Below are 22,954 nucleotides of genomic sequence, written 5' to 3' on the forward strand. Positions count from 1 at the left end.
GGAGAAGAAAAATGAAAAAAAGTTTAATAACACTTATTGCAATATTTTTAGTAAGTAATGTATCTCTTAATTGTTATGAATATAAATCAAGTAACAACTTTAAACCAGGCCATGCAGCTTGGTTATGTGGCGACGAAAACAACGAAACATATTGGCAGCTAAGAGAGAATCAGACTGAAGGTTTCATTACTATTAGTGGCGAAGTAGAGAAAAAATCAAAGATTTTTATACAAGGTGAATTATCATCTGGAAGCAAAATACAATTATATACAGATGGTGGTAATGGAAAAAAAGCAATTTCTGGTAGCGTGAAATATGGACCTTTTGAAGGAGCTATAGAATTTGAAATACCAGATAGTATCAGAGCAGGTAAAGAAATACAGATAGTTGTAAGTGGAGATAAAGCAAGTGAGTCAAAAATATACGAGGTAAAAATTGAAACTGCAACAGATACTGAAGAATGGGGAAAAATAAAACCATATAGCTATACAATAAATATTGAAGAAAATATAAATCTGAAAGCAGATAGATTGTGGGATGGACGTTTAGAAAATGCCTGGTTTGAACCAAACTGGTATATTCCATGGGATATCAGTGGAAATAGTAAGGAAAATCGAGGAGAACAGATTTTTGGAACATATACAGGGTATCCCTCTAAAGAAGCTGAAATCATATGGAATCTTGATGGTGAATATGAAATCTCAACAGTAAAAGCATATTTGATTAATTCATGGAGATGTGTACGATTTGAATATGAAGAAAATGGAGAGTGGAAACAGATAGCTGATCTTGGACCATATGGGCAAAAGAATAATTCATGGCAGCGAAGTGATGTATATGGAATATATACAAGTAAAATCAGAATTACATTCCCTAATGGTTGGGAACAGGCAAGATTTTTAAGTGAAATAGAAATTTGGGGAAATAGGAAAAATGTTCAAGAAGTTGAAGGTAGTGGAAGTAAACAGCTGTATGGAACATATGATGATGAAAAAGAAACTTATTGGTATATATTTGATACTAGTAAAAAAGATCTCGAAATAGAAGTAACATATAATGGTTTAAAAGAAAAAACTCCATATGCACAAATAAATAATAAAACACTACTCGTAAAAAATGAAACAATAATTAATGGTAATAATGTAATAGTATATTCGATTGATAGAGAAGAACTTAGAACAGGTAAACAGTTTTTAAGCATAAAAGATACAAATGTAGAAACTGTAATAATTAGAGATTATAAAGATGATGGAATCGTAGAAATCAATGATGATGCGGATATAGAACGAATTCTTGTAATATATGAAGATGGAAATACAGAAATAATTGAAGGAAATGGAAAAAAACTATCTTCAATAGATTTAAAAAAATATAAAGATTGTCAAAAACATTATTTTGGAAGTCTTTGTAGAGATAAAGGAGTTTCAGTTGAATTATATAGACCATTAACGGAAGATGAACAGTGGAATGGTTGTATAATTGGCATGATAGGTGATTCACAAACAAATGTAAATGCTTCTGGATATGGTTTAAGTAGAGCAGATAGAGTATTCTGGACGCCTGTCAGCAATGTTGATTTCTATAGATTAAAAGGAAAGCTTAAAATATCTGCTGAAAATAAAGGAAGAAAAACAGAATATGAATATATAGTTAAAGGAGGAAAAAAACAGAAAGGCGGATATTTAACACAAAATGAAACTCTAGAATATACTTCGTCAGATAATTGGTTGTTAACAGGAAAGGTATATGATAAGGCAAGTAAAGTTTATATCAATGGAAAACTGATAGAAAAAGAATCTAATGGAACATTCTCAAAATCAGTAGAGTTATCTGAAGGTTATCAATGTATTACAGTAGAAGCTGTAAATAATGGAAATACTGTTGGATATTGGACAAAAGAAATTTACAGATATAACAAAGATGGAATAATAATTTCATTAAATGGAGATGAGAATGGTGTTATTACAAGAGAGAACGAATATAAATTAACAGGTAATATTTTAAACTGTTTAGATGCTAAAGTTACTGTAAATGGGCAGAATGCAAATATAGAAAATGGAAAGTTTGAATATATAGTAAAACTTGAAGAAGGAAATAATAAAGTAATTGTAAAAGCAGAGGATGCATATTTAAGAACAAAAGAAATAGAATTAATAATTGTAAAAGATACTAAAGTTCCAGTTGTAGAAATTGAATATCCAGAAAATGGGGCATATATTTCATCTTCAACAATTGTTTTAAGTATAAAAGCAGATGAAAAAGATTATTGGTATTCATTAAATGGAGAAGAAGCTGAATACTGTAGTAACGAAAACTATAAAAAAGAAATTCAATTATCAGATGGTTTTTATAATTGGACTTTGACAGTAAAAGATAGTGCCGGAAATAAAACACAAGATATCGAAATTAAATTTTGTATAGATGTAACTTCTCCACAAGCTTTTAAGATTATACCAGATAGAGAAACAACATCGGAAAATTGGAGAAATGATGGAACTCTTACTGTACAATTTGAAACATCAGATGAAACAAGTGGAATAAAAAAATATGAATATACATGGGGAAATCCAGATTGGATAGAATGTTCATCTCCTTTATCATTTAGTGAATTAATAGATGGAAAACATACTTTATATATTCGAGCTGTTGATAATGCAGATAATACAACATTATCAGTACTTGATGTATATACAGATATAACAAACCCTGTAAATCTTGAAGTTTCAGCAAGTATAGAAGAAAGAAAATGGACAAATGTATCTTCTTTTGCCTTATATACAGTAGCGGAAGATTCAACAAGTGGAATTCAAAAATACACAATTACAGTAGATAATGAAAAAGAAAGAATTTGGAATAGTGGAGATGAATTATCTATAAAAGAAGATGGAATACATCAGATTGAAGTTAAGGCTTATGATAAAGCAGGAAATTCAGTTAGTTCAATAGTTGAATATTATATAGATGCTACAAAACCAGAATCATTTGAAGTTTCTTTCAATGTAAATGGATGGACTAACAATGTTACTCCAGAGGCAGTTTTTGAAACAGTAGATAACTGTTCTGGATTAGATCATTATGAAATTAGTACAAATAACGGACAATGGGAAACAATAACAAGCCCATATGTATATCCTATATTAGTAGATGGAATACATACTTCGAAATTCAGAGCTTATGATAAAGCTGGTAATTATACAGAAACCATTAATTATGAATTAAAAATCGATACCATTCCTCCTAAATCTGTTAAAAACTATCGTTTAATTCCAGGAAATTGCACTATGGAAGGCAAATGGGAATCAGATGATGATGATATAATAGCTTATCATTTAAAATGGAAAGAGAATGATTCTATTCAGGATATAACAACATCAGAAACAAGTTATAAGAAAAATGGACTCATAAATGGAACTTCTGTAAAGATGACTATTCAAGCAGAAGACAAAGCTCATAATGTTGGCCCAGTTGTAGAAACATCATTGGCATTAACCGGTGTTGCAATTGTACCTTTAAGAGATAATGATGCAACTCTTGTAGAATACAATAATATCAAAATGGCAATTCCTCCAATGAGTCCTGATAGTAATATTAAGGGAGTAATGATTAAGGAATTAGATAGTCCTACTTTGCAAGAAAAAAGTGTAAATCCAATTATTAGTCCTATATATTCTTTTACTACATTAGTAGATAAAGATGGAAATGGAGAATTAACAGAAACAGAACATACTTCATTTAAAGATGAAGTTCTTGTATTAGTTAGTTATGATGATAGTATAGTTCCAAATGGATTTCCAGAAGCAAATCTTGAAGTATATTATTACGACGATTTATGGGGAAGATGGTTTAGAACAGAAAAAGCTGGAATTGATATAGAACAAAACATAATTATATTTGCAACAAATCATTTTACAAATTTCTCAATTCAACCAACATTATTAGAAGATCTTTCACCAGAGGAATTAAAAAAAGCTGGACATGCTTATGGAAATTCTGAATCAAAAACGGGAGATATTTCTGTTTCTCCTGAAAGTGGAACTATGCTTACTGAAGCAACAGAGTTTGTAATTCACGGAAAAAATGGATTTGAGTTCCCAATTAAAAGAATATATGACACACAAACTGCAAGATTAGATGGTCCTAGTTTGCAGACACAATTAACCTTAGGAATGAATTTTAATGGTAATGTTGGAACAACCATTTTGAAACAACTTAAAGGTGCAGGAGCAAGTCTGGTAACTAGTACTTTAATGTCTTCATTAAAAAATTATTATATTAGAAATGGAGATTATAATCTTGCGATGGGTGCAGGATGGCGATTAAGTTTACCTTATGTAATGGCTGATAACAATAATGTTTTGGTGAGACTTCCCAATGGTTCATATTATTCAACAAATCAGATGGATGAAATTTCATCTAATAATACATTTGCTATTTCCCATAATTTGGTACTTGAAAATCATATTGGGGACGATTTTACATTATCTGTAAAATTACGAAAAACAATATTAAAAGATTTAGTATCAAGTATTAATAGTCAATCTTTAAGTGGAACTACAGGTGCTTTAACTGAAATATTTAATTCTATTGTTACTTTTATGGGACAAGGCTCTGTTACAAGTAAGGTAAATGCAGCATCGAATTTAATTGATTGGGTGATTGAAGAAAGTACACTTACAATGAAAGACGGATTGCAATATAAATTTGGACCATTAGGATATATTACAGAAATTTCTGATCCATCAAGAACAAATGTAATAAAATTTGAATATGAAGGATTAAAAATTAAAAAGATAATTGACCCAAACGGAAATGAAATATTATTTGAATATAATGAATTGTCATTTTTACGTCCATATATTACAAAAATATCTGCAAAAGCATACAATGGAGAAGATAGAACCTGGCTTTATTCTTATGAGACAGATAAAATATTAAACTTGGTAGCTAATTCATTATTTTGTGTTTTACCACAATTAAAAACAGTAACCGATCCTGAAAACCGAATAACAGAATATGAAGTTGATTATTCAGATAGCAATGTATTAGTTTCTGGTGGAGGAAGTGTTAAATTAAATATTGTATTAGCAATATTAGATATTTGGCAGCCAGTATCAGCTGTAAAGGATTTACTTGGAGTTTATTCATTAACTCTTACGGCAAGATTTGGAATAGAATGGCCTCAATTTATTACGAAAATAAAAGCTCCTGAAAAAGGAGTACAAACAGTTGAATATAGTATTTTAGATTTGAGTGTATTTAAAGTTGAACCAGCTGATTATTTTTTAAGTTTACTTCCTACGGCTGTAAAGTTTTCGTTTGATTATTATCAGAAACTTATAGCAAAATCAGTTACTATACAAAATGGGTTGTTAAGTAGAAAAACCAATTATAATTATACATTCGAAGGATATGGATCTCAACACCTAGTTACTAATAGTATTATTGATGATGGAAATCAAACTATAATTAATACTTATTATGTTCAAAGCAAAAAATATTATCGTTATACATGTATAGATGATAATGTTACAGAAGTATTTAAATCGCCTACTCTTATGACAGAAGACAGTAATTATGAGAAAGCGTACTATACACATTTAAAATCAAAAAATGTAGATACAAGGTATGGAGGTGATTATGAAGAAACAGACTATATATGGGACGGTAATAACAGATTAAAGTCAGAATCAACAAAAAGAGGACTTATAACAGATAAAAAAGAATACCAATATGATAATTGGGGTAATATAATTAGTGAAAAAGAGACACAGACTTCAAGATTTGGAACCATTCAAAAAACAATATTATCTCAATATTTTAATACCTCATCACCATCTATTAGAGGATTTCCTGATGGAATAGAAACAACAGAAACACAAGTTGTAAGTGGTTTAAGAAATCTTTTAATAGCTCAAAGTGTAAACGATGGATATTTGACAGTATATACAGGAAACGTTTATGATAAATACGGAAGGAAAAAGTGGAGTGGTATATATACCGATGAAAGTAAATGGGCCGCTACCTCTCTTGAATATTATCCAGTAACTGGAAAAACTCCTTTAACAGATGGACTTATAAAAAAATTAACTTCACAAGTAAATCAAGTAACTGATTATACATATGAGACATTTGCAAATTCTAATACACTTATTACAACGGCAACAGTTTTATTACCAGTTGTAGAAGAAAGTATTATTACAACAAAAAGGATTGTTACAAAAAATGGTACAAATATTTTAACTGGACTTCTAACTTTTTCTGAAGATGGAAATGGAAATATAACTGAGTATGAATATGATAAGCTTGGAAGACAGGTAAAAATAAAACATCCTGGAAACATATATGAATCAATAGTTTATGATGATAAAAATCATATAATTTCAGTTTATAAAGATGGTAATAAAAACCCAGCAGAAAAATATGTATATGATGAATTAAATAATTTGATTTCAAATACCAAATATAATTATGTTGAGGAACCATCATCAATTACTATTAGTTTAGGATATGATAAATATAACAATTTAATATCTATTACAGATCAAAATGGAAATATTACAAAATACGATTATGATTCATGTAGTAGATTAATTAAACAAACAAATCCAGATAATTCATATGTATCTATTTCATATGATGATCCAAATGCGATAAAGACGACAAGAGATGAAAATGGAAATGTTGTTGAAGAATATATGAATTTCTTTGGATTACCAGAAAGAAAGGATACATACAACAATGGTAGAGCAATTATTGAAAAAACAATATTTGATGGAAACGGACGACCAGTAAAAATACAGGATGGTATTGGTCAAATAACAGAAATAAGCTATTCAGTATTTGGAAAAGAGAAATTAAGAAAATTACCATCATTTATCGGAGAAAATGGAAATCCAATAAATCCTTTTATTAGAATTGACTATGATGAAAGAGGATTAGAAAAGAGAATACAAAAAGGAGATGGTAATAATATTCTTATCATAGAGAATGAATATGATGGTCTTGGTAGAAAGAAAAAAGTCACAGAAGAATTCGAAAATCAGAAGCGTATTATTAAATATGAATATGATAATAATGAAAATGTAGTAAAAGAAACCGATGAAGAAGGATATTCTAAACAATATCAATATACTGAAAGAAATAAAGTAAAAATTCAAATTGATTCACTAGGAAACAAAACAGAATACGAATATGATCGAGATGACAATGTTGTAAGAATGACAGATGCAGAAGGGGAAACTGTTATTTACATATATAATGGCTTTAAGAGATTGATTAAAGCAGATCTGCCAGCAGTTCCAGGTAATTCAGAATCAGTTAATGTTAAAATTACATATGATAATCGTGGTAATGTTTTAACATTAAAAAATTATGATGGAAAACTTACTACATGGAAATATGATAGCAGAAATAGAAAGCTTTCAGAAGTTATTAGTGGAGATAACGCAGAATCTATTCGCAATAGTTGGACTTATGATAAAGTCGGAAATGTTCTTAAAGAAACGATAGGAGATTCAGTTACAGAAAATATATATGACAATCTTAATAGAATTGTTAAAAGATATTTCCCTGACGGACAAAAAGAAAAGTATACTTATGATGATATTTCAAGAGTAATAAAAAAAGAAGACTCAATAGGAATAAGTACCTTTGAGTTCAATTCTTTAAATAAAATTACTAAGAGTGTTGATGGGTTAAATAATGTAATAATACATTATTATGATGTATTCGGAAACGAAATAAAAACTGTATATGAAAACAATACGAATGGAAGTGGAGACCAGATTTGGGTAAGAAAGGCAGATGCATGGAACCAAATAATAGAAGAAAGCAATAATCATAATCAGAAATGGACATATACATACGATAAACGTGGGCTATTAATTACACAAACTGATCCATCTGGAACTATTATAAAGTCAATTTATGATGGTAATGGAAACAAAATAGAAGAAATTCGTAAAAACAACAATAGAACTGAGACAAAATCGTATACATATGACAAAGTCGGTTTTATGTATCAGGCTACTGATAATGGTATTGTTTCAAAAATAAATTATAATAACAGCATTTATGTACCAAATGCATGGGGTCTTATTACCGACTATGAAACAATTGTAGATGGAAAAAGTTTAAAGACAAAATTCAGTTATGATCAATTTCAGAATAATACTAGTATTATTTATCCAAATAACAAAATTGTAAAATGGTCATATAATGGACTTGGTCAGGTTACAGATATAGGAGATAATCAAAATAGTACAAGATATGCATCTAGTGGTACTTATAACAGTAGTAATTATCCTGTTTCTATTACTGCAGGAAATGGAACCAAACGAAATTATGAATGGAATAAAAGAAATAACCTTTTAACAGGTTATGATTGGGGTATTCCTGAAAAAACAAAAATAATACTTGATTGGGATGACAGAGGAAATATTATTTCTGAGAAAACAAAAAAAACTTCAAAAGAGTATGGCTATGATACATTGAATAGACTTGTTAATGAAAGAACAAATGTATTAATTGAACAGAAAGGTTCAAAAGAATTTACACCTGGTTATACTGAAGATGATGTAACAGGAAGTAACATACTTTCTTTTGGAAATAAAAATATTAAATTTGATTATTTTGCATCAAGTATTGGATATTCGCTAAACGGCAAAAAGAAAATTAATTCTATACAAATTACCGGTAAATCAGACCGATTAAATGAAAAATATATAGAAATATATGTGAGTAATTCTGGTAATGAAGATGATTGGACTCGCGTTAATTCTGAAACTCTTGGTTTTGCAAAGACAGGTACAGGCTTAAAAATAATGTTCAAGAATTATATTGAAACATCATTTATTAAGATTCATTCAACATGGGATGAGAGAGATGAATTCTATTTACCTAAAAATATGTCTGAAATAAGTGGTAATATAGCTGATATTGTTGAAGTATATTATCTGGCTGATGGAAAAGAAAATAGATGGGCTTATGATGCTAAGGGTAATAGAATAAGTACAACAGAATATATAGGTTCATCTTCTATAAAGTACGATATTGAATATTATCCAAACTGCGATCTTCTTAAAAAATATAATGAATGGTATTTTAATTATGATGCAAATGGAAATCTTATTCAAAGAGGAAAAAACGCATCATTTACAAATGGAAAGTATGATTATAGTACAACTTCTGGAGAAATCTGGGAGTATGAGTATGATCTTTCAAACAGATTAATTAAAGTCTTATATTCTGAGAATGGAACAGATACTCTAATATCAAAAGCTTCATACATCTATGATTATAGAGGACTTTGTGTAGAAAAGAAAACTGATGATATTAGAGAGTTTAAGGAATATACAGGAGATGGAAAACTTATTTATATAGAAGAAACAGGAGATTCAACTTGTTATATTTATAGAAATGATAATATTTTTGCTGAAATAAGAAATGAAAATAATTCTGAGAATATCTATTATCATCATATAAACCATCTTGGTACAACACAAGTTATTACTGATGAAAATGGAAGTATTGTATGGGAAGCTGAATTTGAAGCCTTCGGTTCAACATTAAGTAAAAACGGTACAAAGATGTTTACAGTGTCTTATACCGGAAAACTTTATGATGAAGACATCGGAATGTATTATTTCAACGCAAGATGGTATGATTCTGACTTAGGTAGGTTTATTACTCAGGATCCAATAAGAGATGGGCTTAACTGGTGGAATTATTGTAATGGAAATCCGCTTTTATATGTAGATTATTATGGATTAGAAAACATTGATTTTAGAATTCCGTTTGAAATGCATAACCTATTTTATACATCTGATAATCTAGGGAATTCTGATTCAATCACAATCGGAGAGCAAGGATGTTATCTAATGGGTACAACAATGGCGGAATTAAATTTACAATTAGAGAATCCATTTAGTATGAAAATAAATTGGAATATACCATCAACAATTAATAATAATAAACAATATGGAACTAATGATTCTATCTTTGGAACAACGGATAACGATAAACATGTAATGGATGGTAAGAAATTTGCTGACAAATACAATTTGGAATTTGACTGGTGGACACGAGAAAAAAATAATGGTGATTTAGGAAAGAAAATTGATTATTATGATTCTCTTGATACAAAATATGCAGTTCTAGGAAAAGTTGCTTATAATAAAAATAATCCAAATACTGAAAATCATTGGGTAGGCATTGTTGGAAGTTCTAAAATAATTGATGATACAGGAATTAAATATGTTCAAATACAAGGAACTTCAAAATATGATAATCTACAATCAAGACCGAATTTTTGGAAAGAAATCGACGGTAAATATTATATTCCAACAACAAAAATATCAATAATACATTTGTTTTCGCAAAAACCTTTACCATCTAAAAGATATAGTGGAGAATAAAAATGTCAAAACGTTTAAATATTTTTTTTGTGATTATTTCCGTATGTCTGGTTAATATATCTTGTTATCATAAAAAACAAGATATACAGAATAATGAAACATTAGAAAATAAAAATACTATTAAGTTAATAAAATTTACCAATATCAATGGTATTTTAGAAGTATTTGAAGAACATCAAGATGGTCAAAAAGAAATGTTGTTTTCAGATACTAATATTAAGAAACAATATAATATTGAAAACAAGTGTTTTTATATAAAAGAAGAAAATAGTTATTTAAGAATTTATTATCTTGAATTCCAAAATAACAAAATTTTAACAAAATTTATTTCTGAGACATCTGGATACTATTTTTTTTCCTCTGAAGATCAAATTCTTGTAAATATTCGAAGTCTAAGAAATCCTTTTGGAGTTTCATTTTATGATATAAATTCTGGAAATGAAGTCATATGGTTAGACATGACACAATATATTAAAAATGAATTATATGGTGATGATATAGGAAAAATTCAATTAGATATAGTAAATAATGAAGCTATTATTACTTATTATGATTTATGGAATGAATTATTTGAAAATCTAACAGTTAATCTTAAATCATACGACGTGAAAAGACAGAATATAATTTATTCAAAACAAATTCCAATAGAAGTCAAAAATGATTTGATCATAAAACCCAAAATAAATATTATAGATACGTTATATAAAATTAAAGATCTTGGATATTATGTAACTTATGGAAAAGAAAAAGATAAACAATGGCGAGTTTATAAAAAAGACGATTTATTATTTAGTTTAGATAATGTTAGATTATATATATATGATTCAAATATTCAAAAAGTTATATTTTTAAGAAATAAAAAAGACAATGGTTATTATACACTTTCAGATCTTGATTTGAATACATTAAATTTGGTAGATATAGGATATTCAGACGAATCAATTATTTTATCCAATAATAATTCATATGTAGCATATAAAACAAAACAAGATAACAATTTGGTTATAAATATTTTAAATTTAAAAGATGATAGAATAATTGAAAATATTGATTATGAAAAGTTTATTCAGCAGAAATATGATTCTTGTGAATTCGTAAAATTTGAATATCCTATATTAGGAATACTATTTATTTATAATAATACTAATGATAAGTATTTGGAGTTAGATATAAATACAAATGACTTTATTATCCAAGATGTCAATCATTTTAAGGATTTTAAATTAGATGTACCTTCTATACATTGATGGTAAACTAAATAAGGCGTTGCGGGGGCACAGAACTCTGTGATTTCCGCCCCCGCTGGAAGGGGTGGCGGAAGACCGCGGAGCGGGCTGGAGACAGGGGAAGGCTTTCCCCTCTTAAAAAAATCTATTTTGAATAATTTTCGTCGAGTTTTTTTAAATCTTCTTCTTTGTAAATATCATAATAGTATTTGTAAACCATGAAGCCGCGGATGGTGAACATTAAGGTGTATAGCAGTCCGAAGAAGCCGCCAATGAAGAAAATGCTTCCTAAATATGGAACAGGAACTTTATCTGTAAGTATTATTGCGGCGAGACATAAAAGAAGAATTATGAGTCCTTTGAAACCGTCTTCCTTCCATTTTTGTCTTGGTTTAACAATCAGACGGGAATCTTCAAAATTATTGGCGTCTGTTTTTGGCATTGTCTGAATGATGATGTTTAATAACATTGAATTCATATACTTTTTTACTCCTATATTTAAATTATAAGTGAATTTGTTTGAAAAGTAAAAAAAATTCGGTGTTTTGATTTACTAATTGTCTGGAGTTTTATTTCATTAAAATCATCAAGGCGGTAACGGCTCCCAGTAAAAGGAACATGTAAACTAATGCGAGTGCGGCTTGTGCCTGTGGGAAGGTAAACAGCATAAAGCTCCAGACGAGGGTTAAAGCTCCGAGTCCTAGTGCAACATAACTGATTGCTTTTGTGTGACGGAAGTTTGTTTTGCTCTGGAAGCCTGGAGTGAGAAAGTATATGCCGGTGGCAATAAGTGCGGCACCGGCTATAAAGCACAAAATTGCAAGAATCATTGGGACCCCGGTTATTTATTATGGAATATGAATTACTTCGCGAGGTTTAGCACCGTTTGCAGGGCCTACAATTCCACGTTCTTCCATTTCTTCTACGAGGCGTGCAGCACGATTGTAACCGATCTTAAGGCGTCGCTGGAGATAACTTGCGCTGGCTTTTCCGCTCTGAACTACAATTTCGAGGGCCTGATCGTACAACGGATCGTCGTCGCTCATTGGTTCACCGAAGAGGTCACGAGCTTCGTCTTCTTCATCTTCTACAAAGATTTCTTCGTCGATGTAGTCTGGTTCGCCGTAATCTTTTACTGCGGTTACTACATTTTCTACTTCCTGATCGCTTACGAATGTTCCCTGGATACGGATTGGAGCAGGATCAACTGCAGAAGCGTAAAGCATATCACCGCGGCCGAGAAGCTTTTCGGCTCCGACTGTATCGATAATGATGTTCGAGTCTGTACGGCTGGCAACCATAAATGCGATTCGGGTTGGGATATTTGCCTTGATGAGACCTGTGATTACGTTTACAGACGGACGCTGTGTTGCAAGTACGAGGTGGATTCCTACGGCACGGCTCATTGCTGTAAGGCGGGCTACGATGTTTTCGAGCTCCTTACCGCTTGTTGCCATAAGGTCTGCAAACTCATCAATAATAACAACGATATAAGGCAGTTTCTGTGTACAGATTTTCTGTTGTTTGATTTTTGCGTTGTAGTTAGAAATATCGCGTACACCCATGCTGTCGAGAAGGGCATAGCGGCGTTCCATTTCACACAGACACCACTGAAGGGCCTGAAGTGCCTTCTTAGGTTCTGTAATAACCGGAGTGAGCAGGTGAGGAATATTGTTATAGAGCTTAAGCTCAACTACTTTAGGGTCTACGAGAATCATCTTTACATCTTCGAAGCTTCTCTTGTACAGGATTGAAAGAATCAGAGAGTTTACACAAACGGATTTTCCGGAACCTGTTGCACCGGCGATAAGCATATGTGGTGTTTTTACAAGGTCGATAAGCTGAGCTTTTCCGAGGATGTCTTTACCAAGTACTACTGGAACGGCCATTTTCTTCCATTCAGGAAGGTCCATTTCTATGATTTCACGGAAGCCGACTACTGAGCGGTTTCTGTTTGGAACTTCAATACCTACGGCCTGCTTTCCAGGAATTGGTGCTACGATGCGGACTGATTGTGCTGCAAGGCTGAGTGCAATGTTATCCTGAAGGGCTACGATTTTGCTGAGTTTTACGCCAGGTGCCGGAAGGATTTCGAACATTGTAACAACCGGACCTTTTTTGATTCCGATAATGTCGGCTTCGATATTAAACTCTGAGAGGGTCTGCTTGAGGTTGAGTGAAGCCTGTTTTGTTGCATCGTCGATAATCCAGTACTGGTCATCTTTGTATGCTGTGAGCAAATCTGAAGGAATAACATAAGGGCCTTTCTTTGCGGCACGATGTGTTTTTGGTGGATTTGCGGCGATTTCTTTTGTTTTAGGTGTGTTTTCTTCCTGCTGGGCATTGAAGAAATCTGAAAGTTCATCTCTTGTGAGATTGTTTGCAGAGGCCGGGTTTGAGCTCTGAGCGTTAGCTGCAGGTGCTTTTGCCGGCATGGTTTTTCTGATATCTGCATCCATTGCCGCAAATACGCTTGCTGCGGCGGTTGAGATATTTACTTCTTCTTGTGTTTCTTCCTGCTGGGCAAGCTGTGAGAAGATCTGATGGTCGTCCCCTACGGCTGCGCTAGTTTCGTCAGGTTCAGAAACCTGATTCTTTTCGGCCTGATATGGGTCTTCAATCTTTGGAGCTGTTTTCTTGGTGTCTACATTCTCAAAGTAGTTATAGAGATTTTCTTTTGTTGCGATTTTAGGTTCATCAACTTCATCTTCAAAATATGAACCAACTGCACGTTCGTTAGCATCTTCTGCAGGCTTATTGTAAATAGCTGGCCTTGTATTGATAGCAGGTTCTGTTTTTGATTCAAAAACTGCATCATCCTGAAGCTGGATGCGTGTAGGATATTTAGGTTTTTCAGTTACTGGTTGAGCTGGAGTTTTTTTTTCCGGTTCTTCAGCAGGGGTTGGATCATCGTTTATCACGATTTTATGAGGATAAAGAGGATTTTCCACAACTGAGTCTATATAGCGTGTTGTTGCGTATGGATCGTTGCTATCGTCAGAAGCTGGTTTTTCTGGAGCTACTGGCTGTGCGTCTTCAACAGTTTCAACTACTGTATCGTCTGTATTGTCGTCTTTTGGAGGGAATTCCAAGGCAGGATCGTTTTCATCGAAATCTGCATCATATTCTGGAGGAAGATTCTTTGGCTGTGGAGGAAGTCCCGGCCATTCCAGTTCATCGGCTGGTGTTGTGAGGGCGGCAAATTCTTCCTGTGTGAGGGAAGATGTTTCAGCTGCAACAGGCTCTTCTACTGAAGTTTCTTCTTCTGCAGCTGGTTCTTCCTCATATGGTTCAACATCATCAAGAATTTCATCAAAAATTGTTGGTTTTGAGACTACAGTTTCATCGTTATCATCTTCATCATCAGCTTTCTTGAACTTTTTCTTCAACTTACCAAAAAGAGTGTCCTTTGGTACTTTGAGTTTTGAAAGTTTTTTGAATTCTGGAAGTTCAGTATCTGCTTCATCTGATGTCTCTTCAGGTTCTGAAATATCTTCAACATCAGAAAGAATATCATCTGCGGAATCTTTGGCTTTTAAAGGCTTCTTTCTAAGATTTTTAAAGCCGCCATGATTAAGACGATCAGCTATAATTCCAGTTCCGAGATATTCAATTACAACTAACATAGCGCCAGTTACAAGCGCAATGAGGATTTTAGCAATGGCAAAAGGAGAATGATCTACCTTTACAATTGAACGTATAATGCTTTCTGTAACAACACAGGTAAAAAATGGAATAAGTGCTGTTAAAAGGCGAAGTGTTTTGCGTGCTGTCCACTTAGAAGCAAAGCATGAAAGTCCTGAAACAAGCAGGAAAGATGGAATCAAAATGCTGCAGAATCCGTATACTGAATACAGCATGTCTCCGAGTAAGTAAATAATATTGTTATGTCCTGGACCGGCAACGCCGTAATCCAGTGGCAGAAGAATTAAACTGATTGTAAAAAGGGCCGCCAGCGCGAGCAAAACGACTCCGGTTATGATACTAGACTTATTAGATGCTCTCATAGTTCGATTATCGGAACAATCAAAAAAGATTTTAGAGAAATTATTAGTAATAAAAAGACACAAAAAAGGGATGGAAAGTTCTAAATGAGCTGAATATCGCCGCCTTTACTGAGTTCAAATGTTGCTTTTTTGCCAGCATTGCTGGAAAGTTCGTATTTTCCCTTATAACCTTCAATTGTGATAAAGCCATTTGCGTCTGTTTCTGCGTCCAGTTCAGTGTGCCATTCTTCTTTTATAAGGTGATGAAGGGCATTATATGATGGTTTAAGGCTGCCGTCTTTACGAATTACACCGCTAGGGGCATTGAGCCAGGCTCCGTCGCCAAAGTCCCAGTTTGTGATTGCTGTGACAAGCGGATGATTTTCAAAGAGGTTTCTATACATTTTTTCGAGATTTTCGGCCTGCTTCTGTTCGAGTTCTGGAGTTGAATCATCATCATTATAATGTGCATCCTGAAGGTCGGTGATTTCCGGTGCAACAAGAGGACCTGCAACAATTGTATTTTCTGTAAAGTGAATTGGAAGGCCAAAATGTTCAAAACGGCTCAGAATTTCTTCTGTTTTTTCGAGAGACCACACTCCCTGATGCTGATGCGACTGAAGTCCGATTGTTTTGATTGGAGCTCCGGCATCAAGACAGTCTGTAATGAGCTGTTCGTATTTCTCAGAAAGATTAAAATCGTTAATAAGGAAAATTCCATCTGGATTAGTTTCCTGTGCTGCATCAAAAACCTTTTTTACGAGTCCAACGCGGCCATATTCCTTACAGATTCGGGTAATTGCGTTATCATATTTATCATAAACAGGCATAATCACAACTTCATTGATAACATCCCACATATCAATTACGCCTTTGAAGTTACCTACATCGCGGTGAATACGTTCAAGCTGCTTTTTGAGGATTGTTTCATTGTCATATTCCATAAGCCATGGAACACAGCCTGTATGCCAGCAGAGAGGATGTCCTTTTACAGTAACACCTTTACTCTTAAGGAATTTAGCAGCAGCCATAAGCTGATCTGTGTGAGGGCTTCCTTCTTCGGGTTCATAGCCGCCCCAGTAAAAAGGAAGGGTTCCATAGTTGAAAAGACCAAGCCATTTGTTCATGCGGTCTTCGAGGCGATCATGTTCTTTTATGAGTTCTTCTTCGGTGTATTGTTTGCCGTCTGGTCCTGTTGGAAGAGGAGCACCGGTACCGTTGTGTACAGCTTGTCCATGAGTGTACGGAAGGCTTTCAAAAGCACCACAGCCGAACAAAAATTCATGATTTATCTGATTGATATGAACCTTTGTATTTGCGACAGGCTTTCCGTTGCTGTCGAGAACTCTGAATTTTGCTGAATCTTTTCTATGAAACATATATAACCTCGAATTAATCATTATTGTACACAAAAAATTGCGGTTTTATATAATGGGCGTGTAAAAAAATTGTAAAAAAAACTTACTAGAAATATAGAGAAGATTTCAATATTTATAAAAGTTCCGTGTTATAATTTTTTACAATTCCGTTATATATTTATCATTTTTTAGGAGCTTAAGCCTGCTATGTTTTATAAAAATTTCAAGACCGTAACTTATTGTGTGGCTGCATGGGTAAACCGCGTAACTGAAGAACAGCTTCGCAAAGATGCAGATTTTCTTCAGAAATATGTGAAAATTGATAAGATTTACCTTGAAACTTATCGTGACGAGTTCGCTTCCCGCGAACAGATTGAAATGATAAAGCGCGTAATGAAGGATTACGGAATTGAAGTTTCCGGTGGAATTACAACTGTAACTCCTGATCTGAATGAGAGTGATAAAAAGCGTCAACGTCTGTTTAATACTTTCTGTTACTGTAATGAGCCGATGCGTGCCCGTCTTAAGGAAGTGAGCGAATATACTGCAGTTTTTTTTGATGAATTCATTATAGATGACTTTTTCTTTACACAGTGTATGTGTGAGGATTGTATCCGCGAAAAGGGTAATCGTTCGTGGAAGGAATTCCGTCTTGCAAAGATGATGGAAGTTTCCCGAGATCTTATTATCGGGCCAGCCAAGAAGGTAAATCCGAAGGTTCATATAATCATCAAATATCCGAACTGGCGCGAGAGTTTCCAGGAAACCGGTTATAATCCGGGTCAGCAGCGTGAGATTTTTGATTCAATTTACACTGGAACAGAAACACGCCACGGAGCTCAGCAGGATCAGCATTTGCCGCGATATCTTTCATATTCGCTGATGCGTTATTTTGAAAGTGTTGCACCAGGCCGTAATGGTGGCGGCTGGTTTGATCCTTATGATTGTGACAGATTTGATACTTACCTTGAGCAGGCATATCTGACTGCATTTGCTAAGCCAAAGGAAATTATGATGTTCTGCTGGCCTTCTATTGCAGGAAATAAACGGGCAACTCCGCTTGGCTTTATGTATGACAAGCTGGATAGGATTTTGGGTCGTCTTGGTGAGCCTTGTGGTTTGAAGACTTATATTCCGTTTAATTCTCAGGGTGATGACCATATTGAGGATTTTATTGGTATGGTCGGAGTTCCTATGGAGCCATGCTGTGAATTTCTGGAGTTCTCAGAGGTCGGCGCTTCGCGCAAAGTACTGGTAACTGCAGCGTCCCTCGAGGATTCGCAGATTGTCGGAAAGCTGCGGCGGTTTGTTGAGGCCGGCGGTCACGCAATTGCGACGTCGTCTTTTATGATTGGTGCTTTGCAGAAATATCCGGAGATCTCCGAACTTACAAGCGTAACTTATACAAATCGCGTTCTTTCTGCAGATGAGTTCCAGACACCAGCTGAAATCCCACATTTCAAAAACTATGTGAAATCAGCTCAGCCAATAGAGTTCCCTCTGCTTGAGCACCGTAATAATGCAACCTGGTCTATTATGAATGCGGGTCACGGTGAATACCATGAGAGCATCCTCTGTTACGATACTTATGGCAAGGGACGTTTTACGGTACTTTCAATTCCAGAAATGCCTTCTAAGCTTTACGACCTTCCTGCTCCGGTTCTTACAGCAATCCGTCGTGAACTCGACACTACAGGCATCTGGATTGACGGTGGCAGCGGTGTATCACTCTTCACTTACGACAACAAAACCTTTGGTATTTACTGTTATGCATGGGATGGCTGTGTTCCACAGGAATTCCATGTGCATATTAAGGGCCGTGTAAAGGAACTTGTCCGCATTCCAGACAGCGACCGCCCAGAAATGTTTAAGCCACAGGTTTATAAGCCGCTGTATGTAAAAGAGGGACCGGACGATAACGCAGCAAATTCAGAAACGGTTTTCTACGGCCGTGCAACTCCGGGAGAGTTTGACTTTTTCGAAATTAAGGAATAATTATGGATAAGAAGAATCTTGTTAAACGCATTTTAATGTCATTATTTGGTGTAATCATCTGTGCAATCAGTGTTGGTATTTTCAAAATTGCAGCACTTGGTGTAGATCCGTTTCAGTCGTTTATGGCAGGACTGGATGCGCTCGTTCCAATTAAGTTTGGTACGCTGTATGTTATTGCGAACGCTGTGCTTTTCATTTTCATGCTGTTTTTTGACCGTCACTATATTGGAATTGCAACTTTCATTAATCTGTTCTTACTTGGATATATCACACAGTTTACTTATGAATATCTTCAGACTGTGATTGTTGATCCATCTCTTCCTGTAAGAATTGCGTGTCTTGTGATTGGTGTTGTAATTATTTGCTTTGGTTCAGCTTTCTATATGACTGCAGATCTTGGAGTTTCAACCTACGATGCTGTTGCTCTTATTATCGTAAATACCTGGCACAAAGGAAAATTCCAGTACGTTCGCATTATTACTGACCTTGTTTGTGTAATTCTCGGCGTAGTACTTTTCATGCTTTCTGGTGGAGCTGCAAGAGCCATTATCACAATTGCAGGTGCTGGTACAATAATTACGGCCTTTTTCATGGGACCTCTCATTGAATTCTTTAATGTTCACTGTGCAAGACCAATTTTGAATAAATAAAAAAATTTTATGAATTATATAGAAACTGTGTTAAAATATATTTAAGGGAGTTTCTATGTGCGAAAAATTTCTTGATTATCTTTCGAAAAAAAAGACCTGGATTTTTTTGATTATGTGCTTTATGGTGCATGCAGGTAATTCCGTTTTATTTTTTTTCGTTGGATTAGTTCCTCTTTCAATGTTGAATATTTTAAGCACAGTTTTCTATTCAATTGTAATTGTCAGTTATAAAGAAGAAAAAGATTTTTACATTATTTTTACATATTTTGAAATTCTGACTTTTTCATTAACAAGTGAATTATTTTCTGGAGGATCATTCTTTTATATCTTTTATGTAGTTGGAATGATTTCTTCAGTTTATTATCTGCTTCCTCCAAAAAGGCGAATGAAGCAGATTTTTCAGGGATGTGGCATTATTTATGCAATTGCCATTTATTTTATTCACATTAAACAAATATGTATCTTTCCGGAATATCTTCCTGTAATAGATGAATGTAAACAGGAAATCGGATTATTAAATCTCTGCATCACTCTGTTTACAATGTTCTATATTTCAAATCTGTATTTCTTTGAGATGAATGCTGCTAATGAAAAACTGACTTATTGTAGTGATCATGATTTGATGACGGGGCTTTTTAACCGCCGCTTTTTTGAACATATCATGCAGCGTAATAAAACTGAAAATGAAAACAAATATACGATTGCAATTTTTGATATTGATGATTTCAAAAAGGTAAATGATACTTATGGTCATCAAGCAGGAGACGCAGTTTTAAAAGCTGTAAGTTCAATAATTGAAGAATCATATGATAATGAATTTGTTACAGTCAGATGGGGTGGAGAAGAATTTGTTTTATACATGCCTCAAACAGATGAAATTCGAGCTTATGAACATCTTACTTATCTGAGAAAAAGAATAGAAAACAATATTGTTGAATTTGATAATCAAAAAATAAAAGTTACAGTTACTGTTGGTATGTGTACCGGAACAAATCTTACAGATTATGAACTGGTAATCCGCAATGCTGACGACCGCCTTTATTACGGAAAACGTAACGGTAAAAACTGCGTAGTTAAGTAATCTATCCCCTGATAACAGAAAATAATAGGTATATACCGAAATTTTTGCGAATTGACGGCACAAAAATTCAATGAGACCATGATTTATGGAGAAAAAGTCCATAAAAAAATTTGGAGGTCTTTTGTGAAAAAAGCAAGAATTGCTATTTGTGCGGGAGTTGCAGCTATTGCGCTGAGCCTTAGCGGGTGCTCAAATCTGGGGTATGATGTTTCAAATGAAACTGTACTTTCAGCTTCGAGAAGTGTTTCGGTTGATGGATCTGTTTCAATAGATTCTTCAATTGCAATTCCTTTTGGTCTTGTAGCTGATGTTGGAGAGAACAATCTGATTCGTCTTGCATGGGGATGTCCTTCCGTTATGCCAGACAAATGGTATATTTATCTTGATGGAAAAAAAGTAGATGAAACTTCAATTCTAAAGCAGGTAGAAATTGAATGCTATGCTGGAAATCATGTAGTTGCAGTAGCTGCTGTAAAGAATGGAAGACGTTCAGAAGCAGAAGGTATTGAAGTTACTGTAAAGGGAACTCCAGCTCCTGTAGAAAACAGTTCTGGTCTTGTTTCGGGTGCTACTTATAAGATTCTTGCTAAATGTTCTGGAAAGGCCCTGGACAATGATAACTGGCAGACAGCTCCTGGTACTAACATTCATCAGTGGGGGTATGGTGACAATCAGGCAAACCAGCAGTGGATTTTGCGCCAGAATTCTGACGGTACCTGGAAAATCATAAATGCATATTCAAACCTTGCACTTGATGCTGCTAACTGGGGAACAACTGATGGTACAAACGTTATTCAGTGGACTGACCTCAATAACAGAAATCAGGACTGGTACATCACTAAAGAAGGTTCCTACTACAAAATCATAAATGCTTATTCTAATCTTGCTCTTGATGTAAGTGCTGCTTCTGTAGAAGACGGTGCAAACGTTCAGACCTGGACATGGAATGGTACAGACGCTCAGCTTTGGGAACTTACTAATCTTTCTAATAGTAGCGGAGATCCTGTAAATCCAGAACCACAGCCTCAGCCACAGCCAGGTGACAGAGGTATTCCAATTGATACAAACGATACTCTTGTAGAACGTAAACAGGGAATGAAGGTAACTTATCAGTTCCAGAATCATACACGCGGAAAATTTGCTGATAATCAGATTTACATCTACATCATCTGTATGAATCAGAACAATGTATGGTGCTATGCACGTCCAGACGGAGCTCTTATTCCAATCGGCTCTTCTGATTCTTCTGCATGGCAGTACACACTTGCTGATGTAAAGTACTCTGGTTTCCAGATTCCTCTCTCTCACTCAGGACGTATTTACTACTCTTACGGTAAGCCTCTTGTAATGTGGGGAAATGGCAACGGTGTAGTTCTTCCTTCTTTGAGCAATCCTTCAGATGCTAACTACGAAACATATTTTGACTGGCTTGAGTATACAGTAACGGACAACGGTTTCTGGGTAAATACAACTCAGGTAGATCAGCTTGGTTTCCCTGTTCTTATGAATGTTTATGATAATGATGGACGTGTTCAGCAGACTGGTATTTCTACAAAGCGTGAAGTTATCTGGGATTACTTCAAGAAAGAAATGCCTGCTGAGTTTAAGACTCTTGCAAGTGAATACAGAATCTTTGCTCCATGTAAGGGTGCATTTGATAACAGAACTGGTGGTGCTTACGGTAATTACTTTAATGATTACGTTACACAGACCTGGAACACAATTGCTTCTAAGAGCCAGACTGTAACTCATCCACAGGGAAAGTTTATTCTTACTGGTGACGGAACAAATCTCTATTTCCGCTGTATCGAAGCTTACGGTTCAATTGCAGCTGCAGGTCAGACTTATGTAATCCGCGGTAAGCCAACTACAAGCGAAGTATTCGAAGGCTATGGAGTTCTCGCTTCTGGAAATCCTATGGAACTTGCTCTTGAAGCCTGGATCTGTGCGGCTCTCAACCGTCACGTAGCTCACATGGAACCAGATGCATACTGGAACAATGCTGCAGCATATTACAATGCCGGCCCATGTAACTACTACTCTAAGTTCTGGCATGATCACAGCGAACGCGGCGGACTCGCATACGGTTTCTGCTACGACGATGTAAATGACCAGAGTGCTACAACCTTCACTACAAATGCACGTGGTGTAGTTGTAAGACTTGGTTTTTAATCTAAATATGGAAACTCTTTAGTTTTCTTGAAAAAAGCCGCCCGAAAAATCGGACGGCTTTTTCTCACATT

The 22,954-nt window shown here is 34.3% G+C and carries 10 protein-coding genes; 6 read left to right on the plus strand and 4 right to left on the minus strand.

All coding sequences use genetic code 11. From position 1 onward, the window contains the following. The first annotated feature begins 11 nt into the window (after positions 1 to 11). On the plus strand, positions 12 to 10,415 hold the full coding sequence (locus BMY21_RS11180) for an RHS repeat-associated core domain-containing protein (protein ID WP_074644187.1): 10,404 nt from the start codon (positions 12 to 14) through the stop codon (positions 10,413 to 10,415). Positions 10,416 to 10,417: 2 nt separating this feature from the next. Then, positions 10,418 to 11,662, plus strand: coding sequence for a hypothetical protein (locus BMY21_RS11185; protein ID WP_074644191.1), 1,245 nt, complete (start codon positions 10,418 to 10,420; stop codon positions 11,660 to 11,662). 124 nt (positions 11,663 to 11,786) lie between these two features. Here the strand turns inward: BMY21_RS11185 and BMY21_RS11190 are convergent, their stop codons facing one another. The 4 genes from BMY21_RS11190 to BMY21_RS11205 form a co-directional block, all read right to left on the minus strand. Beyond that, the gene (locus BMY21_RS11190; RefSeq protein WP_074644193.1) at positions 11,787 to 12,119 is read right to left on the minus strand and encodes a hypothetical protein; all 333 of its coding nucleotides are present in this window, start codon (positions 12,117 to 12,119) and stop codon (positions 11,787 to 11,789) included. 91 nt (positions 12,120 to 12,210) lie between these two features. Further along, the gene (locus BMY21_RS11195; RefSeq protein WP_074644195.1) at positions 12,211 to 12,471 is read right to left on the minus strand and encodes a hypothetical protein; all 261 of its coding nucleotides are present in this window, start codon (positions 12,469 to 12,471) and stop codon (positions 12,211 to 12,213) included. An 18-nt stretch (positions 12,472 to 12,489) separates the two neighbouring features. Next, the gene (locus BMY21_RS11200; protein WP_074644198.1) at positions 12,490 to 15,648 is read right to left on the minus strand and encodes an FtsK/SpoIIIE family DNA translocase; all 3,159 of its coding nucleotides are present in this window, start codon (positions 15,646 to 15,648) and stop codon (positions 12,490 to 12,492) included. 80 nt (positions 15,649 to 15,728) lie between these two features. Beyond that, positions 15,729 to 17,006 (minus strand): endo-1,4-beta-xylanase, encoded by a 1,278-nt coding sequence (locus BMY21_RS11205; protein WP_143064219.1) that lies wholly within the window; start codon positions 17,004 to 17,006, stop codon positions 15,729 to 15,731. Positions 17,007 to 17,192: 186 nt separating this feature from the next. On the opposite strand from BMY21_RS11205, the gene BMY21_RS11210 reads away from it, so the two are divergent. The 4 genes from BMY21_RS11210 to BMY21_RS11225 all read left to right on the plus strand — a co-directional run bounded on the left by BMY21_RS11210 (position 17,193) and on the right by BMY21_RS11225 (position 22,883). Then, a complete protein-coding gene (locus tag BMY21_RS11210) occupies positions 17,193 to 18,980 on the plus strand; it encodes a hypothetical protein (protein WP_074644203.1) in 1,788 nt (595 codons plus the stop codon). A 2-nt stretch (positions 18,981 to 18,982) separates the two neighbouring features. Next, complete coding sequence (locus BMY21_RS11215; RefSeq protein WP_083379840.1) at positions 18,983 to 19,630, plus strand: YczE/YyaS/YitT family protein; 648 nt, start codon at positions 18,983 to 18,985, stop codon at positions 19,628 to 19,630. A gap of 55 nt (positions 19,631 to 19,685) precedes the next feature. Continuing rightward, the gene (locus tag BMY21_RS11220) at positions 19,686 to 20,711 is read left to right on the plus strand and encodes a GGDEF domain-containing protein (RefSeq protein ID WP_074644209.1); all 1,026 of its coding nucleotides are present in this window, start codon (positions 19,686 to 19,688) and stop codon (positions 20,709 to 20,711) included. Between the two features lie 123 nt (positions 20,712 to 20,834). Continuing rightward, entirely contained in the window at positions 20,835 to 22,883 is a 2,049-nt protein-coding gene (locus BMY21_RS11225) for a beta-1,3-glucanase family protein (protein ID WP_074644212.1), read from the plus strand. Positions 22,884 to 22,954: the final 71 nt, after the last annotated feature.

The sequence above is a fragment of the Treponema bryantii genome (assembly GCF_900111035.1).
Taxonomy (GTDB): domain Bacteria; phylum Spirochaetota; class Spirochaetia; order Treponematales; family Treponemataceae; genus Treponema_D; species Treponema_D bryantii_C.

Bases quoted from the DNA above. Each gene is read 5' to 3' on its own strand.
- BMY21_RS11180 (WP_074644187.1), top strand. From the start codon at position 12: ATGAAAAAAAGTTTAATAACACTTATTGCAATATTTTTAGTAAGTAAT.
- BMY21_RS11185 (WP_074644191.1), top strand. From the start codon at position 10,418: ATGTCAAAACGTTTAAATATTTTTTTTGTGATTATTTCCGTATGTCTG.
- BMY21_RS11190 (WP_074644193.1), bottom strand. From the start codon at position 12,119: ATGAATTCAATGTTATTAAACATCATCATTCAGACAATGCCAAAAACA.
- BMY21_RS11195 (WP_074644195.1), bottom strand. From the start codon at position 12,471: ATGATTCTTGCAATTTTGTGCTTTATAGCCGGTGCCGCACTTATTGCC.
- BMY21_RS11200 (WP_074644198.1), bottom strand. From the start codon at position 15,648: ATGAGAGCATCTAATAAGTCTAGTATCATAACCGGAGTCGTTTTGCTC.
- BMY21_RS11205 (WP_143064219.1), bottom strand. From the start codon at position 17,006: ATGTTTCATAGAAAAGATTCAGCAAAATTCAGAGTTCTCGACAGCAAC.
- BMY21_RS11210 (WP_074644203.1), top strand. From the start codon at position 17,193: ATGTTTTATAAAAATTTCAAGACCGTAACTTATTGTGTGGCTGCATGG.
- BMY21_RS11215 (WP_083379840.1), top strand. From the start codon at position 18,983: ATGGATAAGAAGAATCTTGTTAAACGCATTTTAATGTCATTATTTGGT.
- BMY21_RS11220 (WP_074644209.1), top strand. From the start codon at position 19,686: ATGTGCGAAAAATTTCTTGATTATCTTTCGAAAAAAAAGACCTGGATT.